At 74.1% G+C, this 12,156-nt stretch carries 10 protein-coding genes, 1 pseudogene and 1 riboswitch; of the genes and pseudogenes, 4 read left to right on the top strand and 7 right to left on the bottom strand.

All coding sequences use genetic code 11. From position 1 onward, the window contains the following. Positions 1-79: 79 nt before the first annotated feature. On the top strand, positions 80-889 hold the full coding sequence (locus ACIA3K_RS23790; RefSeq protein ID WP_396803829.1) for a DNA-formamidopyrimidine glycosylase family protein: 810 nt from the start codon (positions 80-82) through the stop codon (positions 887-889). 168 nt (positions 890-1,057) lie between these two features. Beyond that, on the top strand, positions 1,058-4,711 hold the full coding sequence (locus ACIA3K_RS23785) for a hypothetical protein (protein WP_396803828.1): 3,654 nt from the start codon (positions 1,058-1,060) through the stop codon (positions 4,709-4,711). Between the two features lie 28 nt (positions 4,712-4,739). Here ACIA3K_RS23785 and ACIA3K_RS23780 read toward each other — a convergent pair whose 3' ends face one another. The 7 genes and pseudogenes from ACIA3K_RS23780 to ACIA3K_RS23750 form a co-directional block, all read right to left on the bottom strand. Then, positions 4,740-5,525 carry a hypothetical protein gene (locus ACIA3K_RS23780; RefSeq protein ID WP_396803827.1) on the bottom strand — a complete coding sequence of 262 codons (786 nt, stop codon included), beginning with the start codon at positions 5,523-5,525 and terminating at the stop codon, positions 4,740-4,742. A 25-nt stretch (positions 5,526-5,550) separates the two neighbouring features. Next, positions 5,551-6,423 (bottom strand): PspA/IM30 family protein, encoded by an 873-nt coding sequence (locus ACIA3K_RS23775; protein WP_396803825.1) that lies wholly within the window; start codon positions 6,421-6,423, stop codon positions 5,551-5,553. A 202-nt stretch (positions 6,424-6,625) separates the two neighbouring features. Then, positions 6,626-7,078, bottom strand: coding sequence for a helix-turn-helix transcriptional regulator (locus tag ACIA3K_RS23770; RefSeq protein ID WP_355051673.1), 453 nt, complete (start codon positions 7,076-7,078; stop codon positions 6,626-6,628). 315 nt (positions 7,079-7,393) lie between these two features. Beyond that, positions 7,394-7,906, bottom strand: a pseudogene (locus tag ACIA3K_RS23765) (CinA family protein); the annotation flags it as partial. Between the two features lie 212 nt (positions 7,907-8,118). Continuing rightward, positions 8,119-8,712, bottom strand: coding sequence for a CDP-diacylglycerol--glycerol-3-phosphate 3-phosphatidyltransferase (pgsA, locus tag ACIA3K_RS23760; protein WP_396803822.1), 594 nt, complete (start codon positions 8,710-8,712; stop codon positions 8,119-8,121). A 77-nt stretch (positions 8,713-8,789) separates the two neighbouring features. After that, complete coding sequence (gene rimO / locus ACIA3K_RS23755) at positions 8,790-10,298, bottom strand: 30S ribosomal protein S12 methylthiotransferase RimO (RefSeq protein WP_396803821.1); 1,509 nt, start codon at positions 10,296-10,298, stop codon at positions 8,790-8,792. An 80-nt stretch (positions 10,299-10,378) separates the two neighbouring features. Continuing rightward, positions 10,379-11,302 (bottom strand): ornithine cyclodeaminase family protein, encoded by a 924-nt coding sequence (locus ACIA3K_RS23750; protein ID WP_396803819.1) that lies wholly within the window; start codon positions 11,300-11,302, stop codon positions 10,379-10,381. 92 nt (positions 11,303-11,394) lie between these two features. Further along, positions 11,395-11,466, top strand: a riboswitch (guanidine-III (ykkC-III) riboswitch). A gap of 33 nt (positions 11,467-11,499) precedes the next feature. On the opposite strand from ACIA3K_RS23750, the gene ACIA3K_RS23745 reads away from it, so the two are divergent. Continuing rightward, positions 11,500-11,814: a DMT family transporter gene (locus ACIA3K_RS23745; RefSeq protein WP_396803817.1), complete on the top strand. Its 315-nt coding sequence runs from the start codon at positions 11,500-11,502 to the stop codon at positions 11,812-11,814. Positions 11,815-11,887: 73 nt separating this feature from the next. Then, positions 11,888-12,133, top strand: coding sequence for a hypothetical protein (locus tag ACIA3K_RS23740; RefSeq protein ID WP_357122493.1), 246 nt, complete (start codon positions 11,888-11,890; stop codon positions 12,131-12,133). The last annotated feature ends 23 nt before the right edge of the window (positions 12,134-12,156 follow it).

Below are 12,156 nucleotides of genomic sequence, written 5' to 3'. Positions count from 1 at the left end.
GCATGTCCGGAGATCATGAGGAACCTGGCTACAAATAGCGACACATGCGAATCTTGCTCGAAAGAGGGAGGATGGCAGCGTGCCCGAAGGTGACACCGTCTGGAACACCGCCCGCGTGCTGCACCGCGCGCTGGCCGGCGCGCGGCTGACCGGCTCCGACTTCCGGGTACCCCGGCTGGCCACCACCGACCTCACCGGCTGGACCGTCCGCGAGTCGGCCAGCCGGGGCAAGCACCTGCTGCTCCGCCTTGCCGCCCCGGACGACGCGCCGTGGACGCTGCACTCCCACCTGCGGATGGACGGCGCCTGGCGGGCGTACGCGCCGGGCGAACGGTGGAGCGGGCGGCCCGCGCACCTGATCCGGGTGGTGCTGCGCAGCCCCGGCGCGGTGGCGGTGGGCTACCACCTGCACGAGCTGGATCTGGTACCGACCGCCGAGGAGGACGCCCTGGTGGGCCACCTCGGGCCGGACCTGCTCGGCGCGGACTGGGACCCGGCCGAGGCGACCCAGCGCCTCGCCGCGCACCCCGAGCAGACCATCGGCGAGGCCCTGCTCGACCAGCGCAACCTGGCCGGGGTCGGCAACCTCTACAAGTGTGAGGTGTTGTTCCTGCGGGGCGTGTCGCCGTGGACGCCCGTCGGCGCGGTGCCCGACCTGCCGGGCATGGTCGCCCTCGCGCAGCGGCTGCTGGCCGCCAACCGCGGACGCTGGACGCAGAGCACCACCGGCTCGCTGCACCGGGGGCAGACCAGCTACGTGTACGGCCGCCGCGCCCAGCCGTGCCGCCGCTGCGGCACCGCCATCAGCAAGGAGGAGCTGGGCGAGCGCGTCACCTACTGGTGCCCGGTCTGCCAGCCCGAGCGGTCGGGGAGTCCGACGCCGGGCTGACCGGGCGTTGTGGATCGAGGTCATCCCAGATACGGACGATTGGGTAATTCCTAACCGACCCCTCGACGTCGCATGCTGCGGTTGGGTGCTTACCGCCTGTCAGCAGAGTGCCGAGGATCGCCACGCCGGGGTGGCGTTCTTCCTCGTGCCCCGACCCCGGGGAGAGTCATGGCGATCTTCCGCAGACTCCGCTCCACCTTCTTCTACCGGACCGCCCCTGACGGCCTCGGTCGGACGGCGTCCGTTCCCACGGCGCGTACCCCCGAGGAGGCCGCGCCCACGGCGAGTCTGGATCCGTCCGCCGAGCCACGCTGCTTCGGAACGGTGCCGAACGTCGCGTACAGTCCCCGCCCGACGCGTGACCCCGATGGCCGGCTGGTGCCGGGCACGGGCCTGCGCAAGTTCGTCGACGCGCTGCCCGTACCCGGCGAGCAGGCGCTGCCGGTGGCGGTGCCCGACACGATCAGCTACCCGGGCTGCGACTACTACGAGATCGGGCTCCAGGAGTACGCGCAACGCCTGCACCGGGACCTGCCGGTCACCCGGCTGCGCGGCTACCGGCAGCTCAACCTGGGCACCGACCCGTCCGGCCACAACACGGTGGCGCCACCGGAGCGGCCCTGGCACCTCGGCCCGATGATCCGCGCTCGGCGGGGCCGACCGGTCCGGGTGAAGTTCATCAACCAGCTTCCCACCGGCCGGGCCGGCGAGTTGTTCCTGCCGGTCGACGAGACGGTCGAGGGCGCCGGTCCCGGGCCGCTGGACGGCCCGGCTCCGTACCCGCAGAACCGGGCGGTGCTGCACCTGGCCGGGGCGCAGACCGGCTGGACCAGCGCGGGCAACCCGGGACACTGGATCACCCCGGCCGGGGAGATCACCCCGTACCCGACCGGGACCGGCCTCACGCCCGTGCCGGACATGCCGGCGCCCGGCGTCGGCGCCACCACGCTCTTTTTCCCCAACGAGCAGAGCGGCCGGCTGCTGTCGTTGCACGACAACACCCTCGGGCTGGCCCGGCTCACCGTCTACGGTGGGCAGCTCGCGCCGTACCTGCTCACCGACCCGGTCGAGGACGAACTCGTCGCCGAGGAGGTGCTGCCGGCCGAGCAGGTGCCCCTGGTGATCGAGGACAAGACGTTCGTGCCGGACGACACCCAGCTGGCCGCCGAGGATCCGACCTGGGACCGGGAACGCTGGGGGGCTCGCGGCAGCCTGTGGTACCCCCACGTCTACCAGCCCCGGCAGAACCCGTACCGGTCCGGCGGGCGCAACCCCACCGGTCGGTGGGACTACGGCCCCTGGTCGCGCCGTCCGGCGCCGGACGGCGGTCGGGACGACACCGGTCCCACCGTGGACGGTTGGCCGATGGCCGAACGGATCGCCGGCGAGCCGCCGCTGACCGGCCCGGGACCGGTGCCGAACCCGCACCACGACCCCGTCGGCGGTGGCGCCGAACCACCGCTGCGCCCCGGGGTGCCGCACCCGTCGGCGGTGCCCGCGGCGTACGGGGACACCCCGCTGGTCAACGGTGTCGCGTATCCGTACCTGCGGGTGCGTCCCACGGTCTACCGCCTGCGCATCCTCAACGCCTGCCTGGACCGCAGCCTCAACCTCCAGCTCTACCGGGCCTGCTCCGACGCGCCGATGTGGACCGAGGACGGCAGCCTGGCCGACGCGGACGCCGGCGAGGTGCCGATGGTGCCCGCCGTGCGGTCGGCGGACCGGCCGTCCGGTTGGCCGAGCGACGGGCGTGACGGCGGTGTGCCCGACCCGCGCGCCACCGGCCCGGAGTTCATCCAGATCGGCAACGAAGCCGGGCTGCTGCCCGCCCCGGTGGTGCTGCCGAACCGGCCGATCGGCTACCGCTACGACCGCCTCGACCCGACCGTGCTGAACGTCGACGGGCACACGCTCCTGCTCGCCCCGGGTGAGGCAGCCGACGTGCTTGTCGACTTCTCCACCGTGGAACCGGGCAGCACGCTGATCCTCTACAACGACGCCCCGGCACCGCTGCCCGGCTTCGATGAGCGCTACGACCAGCACACCAACGCGCCGGACCGCACGGCGTCGGGGGGCCCACCGGCCACCGAACCGGGGTACGGCCCGAACACCCGTACCCTGCTGCAGTTCCGGGTGGCCGGCACGCCCGGCGGGCCGTACGACCTCCAGCGGCTGCGTCAGCGGCTGCCGGTGGCGTACGCGGCCAGCCAGCGCCCGCCGATCGTGCCGCAGCCGGCGTACGACCCGGCGTTCGGCAGCCGGACCACGACCGAGACGGTCGTCTCGGCGCACGCGGACACGGTGACGTTCACGCCGCTCGCGGGGACGGGTCCGGTGACCCTGCCGATCGAGGTCAAGGCCGCGCAGCAGGTCTTCGAGCCCGGTCACGGCCGGCTGGCCGGGCGTCTCGGGGTCGGTCACCCGCACATCGGGCCGCTCGCCCCGGCGACCCTGCCGCTCGGGCCGACCGATCCGGTGACCGAGGTGCTCTTCGCGGCCGACCCGGCCATACCGGTGGGCGCGCCGACCGACGGCACGCAGCTCTGGCGGATCAGCGGCAACGTACGGCAGACCGAGCCGCTGCGCTTCGGCGGCTGCGACGTGCAGATCGTCAACCGGGTGGGCTGGGACGGCACGCAGCGACCCCCGCACCCGGCGGAGCTGGGCTGGAAGCAGATCGTCCGGGTCAACCCCCGCGAGGACGTGGTGGTGGCGCTGCGTCCGGTCGCCCCGGCCCTGCCGTTCAAGCTGGGTGACAGCGTGCGGCTGCTCGACCCCGGACGTCCGGCCGGCGCGCGGACCGGGTCGACGCCGGTCAGCCCGACCGACGGGCGACCGGCCGTGGTCGTCAACCAGATGGTCAACCTGGGTTGGGAGTACCGCTGGCACAGCCAGCTCGCCGGCCATCGCGACCTGGGGATGAGCCGACCGTTGGTGCTGCGGGTGACGCCGCGGGCGCCCACCGGCCTCACCGCCACACCCGTGCCCGGCTCGGCCACCGCCCTACCGGCGATCGCGCTGACCTGGACCGGCAACGGCGGACGCCCGCCCGCGACGAGTCACCTGCTGCAACGGGCCACCGACGGGTCCTTCGGCGGCGACGTCACCACGATCACCGTCGCGGCCACCGCGACCCGCTACACCGACGCGACGGTCACCCCCGGCGTCACGTACCACTACCGGATCCGGGCGGAGAACGACGTGAGCTACTCGTCCTGGTCGAACAGCGTGCCCGCCTCGGTGCACCTCGCCGCGCCGGGCGGCCTGATCGCGGCGATCCCGCCCGCCGCGCCGCTGCGGGTGGCGCTGCGCTGGACGAACCGCTCCTTCGCCACCGGCATCGACGTACAGCGGGCCACCAACCCGACCTTCACCAGCGGGCCGGGCACCACCGCGATCGGGGTCGGCGACAACCACCTGGACACCACGGCCGCGCCCGACACCACGTACTACTACCGGGTCCGCACCACGTACCTGGGCGCCGCCTCGGCGTGGTCGACGGTGGCCGCGGCGAGCACCCCGCCCGCGCCGAGCACCCCCGGCGAGGTGAACGCCACCGCGAGCACGCCGGGCCCGGACACCGCCGCGGTGGTGCTGGCCTGGACGGCGGACACCCCGGTCGGCCCGGGCGCCGGGTTCATCGTGCAGCGGGCCCTGGACCCGGCGTTCGCCCACGAGGTGGCGACCTTCACGGTGACCGGTCGCGGCTTCACCAACACGGGCCTGGCCCGGGGCGTGACCTACCACTACCGGATCCGGTCGTTCAACGTCGTGGGCAGCTCGCCGTACACCGGTCCGATCCCGGTGACGACGCCACCGTGACGGGCGGGCGCGGCGCGTGGGGTGCGGCTCAGCGGGTGGGCGCGCGCAGGCCGGCGCCGCCGGCGCGCAGCTCGGCCAGGGCCGAGGCCACGCCGTGCAGGAGGTCGGTGGCCTCGGTGAGTCGGTCGGCGGCCGGGTGGGTGGGCTCCGGGCGGGCGTCCTCGGCGAGATAGCCGGCGGCGGCGACCACCAACCGCTCGTACGCCGCCACCCCGCTCTCCAACTGGGCGTTCAACGCGGCGTGCGCGTCGGCCAGCGGCGTCCGGGCGTCGGTCGGCGCGAGCCGCAGGGCCCGTTCGACGCTGGCCACCCGGTTGGCGAGTTCCCGCAGCGACCGGTCGGCGGCAGCGGCCTCCAGCACGGCCGGCTCGGCCAGCCCGGTGAGCCGGGGCGCCATCCCCGCCAGGGTGAGCGAGGCACGGTCCAGTCGCGCCCACTGCTGCCCGGCGGTGGTGCCACGCAGCGCGACGCGGCCGCGCACCCGGCGTACCTCGGCCAGCACACCCGAGCCGACCGGCAGTCGCTCCACGGCGGCCACCAGCCGGGCCCGGGACCGGGCGGCGGCCTCGGCCGGGTCCAGCGCCGGGGGCGCGGGTCGGGCGGCCAGCGCCCGCAGGTCGATCCAGCGCCAGGCGGCCAACGCCAGCGCGCTGCCCGCGGCGCCGGCCCAGGCCGCGTCCGGCAGACCGAGCCCGGCGTACGGTGTCAGCACCGCCGTGGCCCCGCCGAGCCCACCGGCCAGTACGCTCCACCGCCGGGCGGACCGGCGCAGCCGACCCAGTTGACGGAAGTAGCGCGTCCGCTCGTCTGCCACCGAAAGACCCCCTCGGTCCGGTCGTTCAGCCTGCGGCGGTCGGGTCGCCGGTGCCCCGCTCGCGGGCCATGCTGGCGCGCAGCTCGTCCAGCCGGGCGGCGGCTGTCGGGTCGCTGCCCGGGCCCGCCTGCTCGGCCTGCGGGACCGCCGGGCGCTGCGCCGTGCCGCCGAGCTGCTCTCCCGCCATGCTGGAACGGATCTGCTCCAGCCGGGCCGAGCCCGCCGAGTCGATGGTCGCCTTCTGGATCTCCAGCATCCGACCCTCGACGGAGTTGCCGGCCAGCTCGGCGCGGCCCATCGCGTTGGCGTACCGCCGCTCGATCCGGTCCCGCACCTCGTCCAGGGAGGGGGTGTTGGTGGGTGCGGTCAGCGACGACATCGACTCCAACGAGCGGGCCACGGTCTCCTGCATCTTGGCCTGCTCCAGCTGGCTCAGCAGCTTGGTGCGCTCGGCGAGCTTCTGCTGGAGGATCATCGAGTTGTTCTCGACGGCGCGGCGGGCCTGCGCGGCCGCGCCGAGCGCCTGGTCGTGCAGGGTCTTCAGGTCCTCGGTGGCCTGCTCGGCGGAGACCAGCTGGGTGGCCAGGGCCTGCGCGGACTGCTCGAACCGCCCCGCCTCGGCCTCGTCGCCCTTGGCGCGGGCCTGGTCGGACAGCACCAGGGCCTGCCGGGCGTTGCCCTGGAGCCGCTCGACCTCGGACATCTGCCGGGACAGCTTCATCTCCAGCTGACGCTGGTTGCCGATGACGGCGGCCGCCTGCTGGACCAGCGCCTGGTGCTGCCGCTGGGCATCCTCGATGGCCTGCTGGATCTGCACCTTCGGGTCGGCGTGCTCGTCGATCTTCGCGCCGAAGAGCGCCATCAGGTAGTTCCAGCCCTTGACGAACGGGTTCGCCATCTCCGCGGTATCCCCTCAGTAGCGTCGCTCCACCGCGGTCGGGCCGGATTGCGCCGACCGACCGCGACCCGGCCGGTCTCCATCGTCCCAGCCGAACGCCAGCGCGGCATCCGTACCGGGCGCACGACGGGCACCGTCGGCTCCTGCGGGCAACCCTACGCGGCCGGGGCCACGTCGCCCATGGGCAACGGACGCACGGCGCTCAGGCGGCGCAGACCACGTCCCGGTCGCGCTCGGTGGGCCGGACCCGCGTGCTGCGCAGCGTCGCCCGCAGCGGGGAATCCTGCCGGACCGACACCGCGACCTTGCCGTCGGAGGTGACCTGGCGGACACCCCGGTTGGCGGCCTTGCGCACGGCGGCCGGCGCGACGGCCTCGGCCGGCTCGTCCTGCATGCCGACGAGCACCCCGGCGGGCATCTGCTCGGCGAGCGCCACGGTGTCGCTCACCTCGCGGAGAAGTTCGGAAAGGCGGGCGCCGAGCGCGTCACAGATCGCGGCCAGCAGCTCGCTGGACGGCTCCTTGTGCCCCCGCTCGATCTCGGAGAGGTAACCGAGGCTGACATTGGCGGCGGTGGACACCTCACGCAGTGTGCGCTGCTGTCCCTGCCGGCGCGCCCGCAGTGCGTCACCGATCACCCGGCGTAGCAGGACCATCGCACCTCCCCCTGAGGGATACCTCACGCCCGGCGTCGGGCAGCCGGCCGCGGCGGACCGCGCCGGCTCCGAGCGTCGGAGCCTTCCCGCAACCGTACCCGCTGCGCGCCCCGGCGACATCCCACCCCGCCCGTCGGATCCTGGCGGGACGGCTCACCGACGCCCCGCGCCGGCCGTACCCAGACCGTCCCGGACGCCTTCAGCGGCCGTTTCCGAGCCGTTCCCGGCGACTCCGGCGACGGTCTTCTCGCCAGCGGGGGCGGCCTCGTCCGTTGTCTCCGGGCCGGCGATGGCAGCCTCGTCCGTTGTCTCCGGGCCGGCGATGGCGGCCTCGTCGGAGGCGTGGATGTGTTCGGCGAGCAGCCGCAGCGCCTCGATGACGGCGGCCGAGCGTACGTGGTCCCGCCCCCCGTCGAGGTCGAGTTCGCGGACCTCGACGCCGGTCGGGCCGGCGACCGCGACGTAGACCAGGCCGACGGGCTTGCCGTCCTGCGGCTCCGGGCCGGCGACCCCGGTGGTGGCGAGCCCCCAGTCCGCTTCGCAGCGCTGCCGACCGCCCTCGGCGAGCGCCGCCGCCACGTCGGGGTCGACCGGTCCGCACTCGGCCAGCAGGTCGGGCGGCACGTCGGCGAGCGTGGCCTTCAGTTCGGTGGCGTAGACGACCAGCCCGCCGCGGTAGATCCGGCTGACCCCAGCGATCTCCACGATCGACGCGGCCAGCAGCCCGCCGGTGAGCGATTCGACGGTGGCGAGGGTCTCGTGCCGCTGCGAGAGGCTGTGCACGACAGCCGCCGCCGCGCTGCCCATCGCGTTCTCGTCCCGCTGCATGATCCCGTCCTTCCCCACCGGCCACCCCCCAACCCTCCAGGCCCACCCCCGGGCCCACCCCTCCGGGCCCAACCCCCCGCCCGAACCCCGTCGATCATGAAGTTATCGCCTCGACACGCCGGCCCGAGCCGCAACAACTTCATGATCACCGCGCCTGGGCGACGGGCGCGGCGCGGGGCCGGGGGTGGGTGGGGGGGTTAGGGGGGTGGGGGTTAGGGGTGGGGGCGGCGGAGGCGGAGGGCCTGGAGGATGTAGTCGAAGCCGGTTGCCACCGTAACCAGGACGGCGGCGCCCATGATCCAGGGGCCGACGGCGGCGAGGGCGGCCGGCATCGGCCAGAGGTACCAGGCGATGGCGAGGATCTGCAGCGCGGTCTTGATCTTGCCGCCACGGCTGGCCGCGATCACACCGTGCCGGATCACCCAGAACCGCAGCCCGGTGATGCCCAGCTCGCGGACGAGGATCAGCGCCGTCACCCACCAGGGCAGCCGGTCGTACCAGGAGAGCAGCACCAGGGCCGCGCCGGTGAGCGCCTTGTCGGCGATCGGGTCGGCCACCTTGCCGACCGAGGTGACCAGCCCGAACCGGCGGGCGATCCAACCGTCCACCAGGTCGGTCGCCGAGGCCACCGCGAAGATCAGGCAGGCTGCCATCCGCCAGCCGGAGTGGCTCATCCCCGACACGATCACCGAGGCGGCGAAGACCGGCACCAGCACCAGCCGCAGCGCGGTCAGGGCGTTGGCCGCGTTGAGCACGGGCACCCGCGCGACCACCCGGGCCGGCGTCGACTCCGTCGCCCCGGTCACCGTCTCGCTCCGCTCGGGCCGCCGCGGCGTTCCCGACACCGCACCACCTGGCTCCCCCGCTCCGTCCGGGCCCGCCGTCACCGTGCCGCGCCGGGCGCCGCCGAGATCATCTCATCCGGCACCGCGAGCAGATCCACCCCTTCGGTGCCGGTCACCGTGGCCCGCACCAGGTCACCCGGGCGCAGTGCGCTCAGGTCGACGCCGCCGTCGACCGGCGCGACCAGGGTGGTCGATCCGTCCACCTCCGGCGCCTGGTGCGCGGCCCGACCCTCCACCACGCCGTCCACGATCGCGTCGACGAGCACCTCGACGGTCGAGCCGAGCCGGTCCTCGGCACGCTGGGAGCAGAGCTCGTCGGCGAGCGCGCTGAGCCGGTCGTACCGCCGCTTGATGGTCGCGGCGGAGACCTTGCCGGGCAGTCCGGCGGCCTCGGTGCCGTCCTCGTCGCTGTAGTCGAACATGCCGATCGCGTCGAGCCGGGCCTCGGTCAGGAACCGGGTCAGCTCGTCGATGTCGGCGCGGGTCTCGCCGGGGAAGCCGACGATGAAGTTGCTCCGCGCGCCGGCCTCCGGAGCGAGCGCCCGGGCGCTCGCCAGCAACTCCAGGAACCGGTCGGTGGAGCCGAAACGCCGCATCCGGCGCAGCACGGGCTCGCTGGAGTGCTGGAACGACAGGTCGAAGTACGGGGCCACACCGGGCGTACCGGCGATCGCCTCGACCAACCCGGGCCGCGTCTCGGCCGGCTGGAGGTAACTCACCCGCACCCGGACGATGCCGGACACCGCGGCGAGCTGCGGCAGCAGCTTCTCCAGCGCCCGCGGGTCGCCCAGGTCCTTGCCGTACGAGGTGGAGTTCTCGCTGACCAGCACCAGCTCCCGTACGCCGGTCTTGGCCAGCCACTCCGCCTCGGCGAGCAGCTCGTCCGGCGTACGCGAGACGAACGCCCCACGGAACGCCGGGATGGCACAGAACGCGCAGCGCCGGTCACAACCGCTGGCGAGCTTCAACGACGCGACCGGGCCGGTGTCCAGTCGACGGCGCAACACCTGACGCAGGTGCGCCGGGGTGTGTTCGTCGGTCTCGACGGTGGCGCGCGCCACGGTGCCGTGCCCGGGCAGGGACACGCCGCTGTCGCGGCGCTTCACCGGCGTCAGCGGCAGCAGCTCGCGGCGGTCCCGCGGGGTGTGCGCGGTGACCTGTTCACCGGCGACCACGGCGTTGAGCCGGGCGGCGATGTCCGGGTAGTCGTCGAAGCTCAGCACCGCCTGCGCCTCGGGCAGACTGTCGGCCAGCTCCTTGCCGTACCGCTCGGCCATGCAGCCGGCGGCCACCACCTTCGCGCCCGTCCCGGCGGCGGCGAGCAGCGTCTGGATCGAATCCTGCTTGGCCTTCTCCACGAAGCCGCAGGTGTTCACGACCACGACGTCGGCGCCCTCGCCGTCGGTGCTCACCTGCCAGCCGTCGGCGTGCAGCCGGGCGGCCAGCTCCTCCGAGTCGACCTCGTTGCGGGCGCAGCCCAGGGTGAGCAGGGCGACGCGACGGCCCTCGGCGTTGTCGGGAGCGGAAGGAGAGGTGGCAGACACCATCCGAGGGTACCGGGCCGCTCGCGGTAGCCCACGCACGCGGGCACGCTGGCCGGCCGGGACGTCCCGCCCGCGAGGGTCGGTCACCGGGTCACGGCGGTCGCCCGGGTCAGGGCGTCGAGCAGGAAGACCTCGGTACCGGCCAGGCCCGTGCAGCAGAAGACGGAGACCTGGTCCGCCGTGGTCCGGCCGGGAACCGCGCCCGCCAGGATTCCGCCCAGGTCCCGCAGCCGTCCGGCGTACGCGGGCAGCGCCGCGAGCATCGGCGGTTGGTAGTCGGCCGCCTGGGCCGGCGAATCGGTGACCAGCAGGTCGGCGGCGTCCAGCAGGTCGGTGCCGAACTCGCTGCGGTCGTGCTGCTTGAAGCCGACCGTGTTGACGTGTGTGCCGGGGCTCACGTCGGAGGCGCGCAGCACCGGCGTGGGGCTCGTGGTGGCGAGCACCACGATGTCCCGGCCGGTGACGGCCGCGCCGGGGTCGGCGACCGCGCGGGCCGGCACGCCCAGTTCGGCGCGTACCCGGGTGGCGAAGGCGTCCCTGCGCGCCGTCGAACGGCTGTGCACCACCACCTCGCGCAGCGGGCGTACGGCTGCGGTGGCCCACACCTGGGTCCACGCCTGCCGCCCGGAGCCGATCACGCCGAGGGTCGTCGCGTCCGGCCGGGCCAGCGCGTCCACCGCGACGCCGCCCAGTCCACCGGTACGACGGGAGCCCAGCTCCTCACCGACGGCGACGGCCCGCACCGCCCCGGTGGAGGCGTCGTGCAGCACGACGAGCTGCTCTCCCTGCGGGTGGCCGAACGTGTCGTACGAGCGGTAGCCGTACCACTGGCCGACCAGGTGCCCGGCGGTGAGCACCATCCGCCCGCCACCGAGCGGGGCGGCGGCCCGGGGTGGGGCGACCAGGCACCCCTCGTACGCGGCCACGAGGGCGGCCCGCATGGCGTCGACGGTGGTGGCTGCGTCCAGGGCGGCGGCGACCTCGGGGTCGGCATAGAGCAGGGCCATGCCCGCCATAGTGCAAGTTGAAGCCAAGTAGAGGTCAATCCGTGGTGGCGTGGGTCATCGTCCGGGGCCGCCAGCCGGTGCTAGCGTCGGCGGTGGTGGCTCCGGATGCGGTGGTCACTCCGGACGAGCGGTGGGCGTACCCGGTCAGGCCAAGACGCCCCGGCAGACCGACCCGACTCGTCCTCGTGAGGTGAACGATGGCCTGGCTCGTACTCGTGATCTCCGGGCTGCTGGAGACGGCCTGGGCCGTCGCCCTGGATCGCAGCGCCGGCTTCAGCCGGCTGCTCCCCTCGGTGGTGTTCGTGGTGGCCCTGGCGCTGAGCATGGGCGGCCTGGCGTACGCGCTGCGCGACATCCCGGTCGGCACCGGGTACGCCGTCTGGGTCGGCATCGGCGCGGTGGGCACGGCGCTGGTTTCAATGGTGGCGCTCGGCGAGTCGGTGAGCCTGCCCCGGCTCTTCTGCCTGCTGCTGGTGGTCGCCGGCGTGGTCGGCCTGAAGATCTTCCATTGACGATCACGCGTGGCGGGCGCCCACAGTGGGTAGTGATCGGTTCGTCACGACAGGCTCTCATCCGGAGGACGACATGGCCGACATCCCCACCACCGCCCGCCCGCGCAGCAACGCCGCCCGCATCCTCACCATCGTGGGTTTCGTGTTCGCGGTGCTCGCCCTGCTGCTCAACCCGATCATCTTCGGCGTGCTCGGCATCATCGCCGGCATCGTCGGCGCGGTCCTGGGTGACAAGCCGCTGGGCTGGTACGCCGCCGCGGCCAGCGGCGTGGCCGCGATCATCGGCCTGGTGGTCGTCGCGGCTCTGATCAACAACTGACCCACCCCGACGTCACGGGCCCG

Source organism: Micromonospora sp. NPDC051543 (genome assembly GCF_044454415.1).
In the GTDB taxonomy this organism is placed as follows: Bacteria; Actinomycetota; Actinomycetes; order Mycobacteriales; family Micromonosporaceae; genus Micromonospora.
The sequence above is the reverse complement of the archived record's forward strand: the minus strand, read 5'-3'. Positions and strand labels throughout refer to the sequence as shown.

Excerpts from the sequence above, each read along its gene's own strand:
- ACIA3K_RS23785 (WP_396803828.1), top strand. The coding sequence starts at position 1,058 with ATGGCGATCTTCCGCAGACTCCGCTCCACCTTCTTCTACCGGACCGCC.
- ACIA3K_RS23775 (WP_396803825.1), bottom strand. The coding sequence starts at position 6,423 with ATGGCGAACCCGTTCGTCAAGGGCTGGAACTACCTGATGGCGCTCTTC.
- ACIA3K_RS23770 (WP_355051673.1), bottom strand. The coding sequence starts at position 7,078 with ATGGTCCTGCTACGCCGGGTGATCGGTGACGCACTGCGGGCGCGCCGG.
- rimO (WP_396803821.1), bottom strand. The coding sequence starts at position 10,298 with ATGGTGTCTGCCACCTCTCCTTCCGCTCCCGACAACGCCGAGGGCCGT.
- ACIA3K_RS23750 (WP_396803819.1), bottom strand. The coding sequence starts at position 11,302 with ATGGCCCTGCTCTATGCCGACCCCGAGGTCGCCGCCGCCCTGGACGCA.
- ACIA3K_RS23745 (WP_396803817.1), top strand. The coding sequence starts at position 11,500 with ATGGCCTGGCTCGTACTCGTGATCTCCGGGCTGCTGGAGACGGCCTGG.
- ACIA3K_RS23740 (WP_357122493.1), top strand. The coding sequence starts at position 11,888 with ATGGCCGACATCCCCACCACCGCCCGCCCGCGCAGCAACGCCGCCCGC.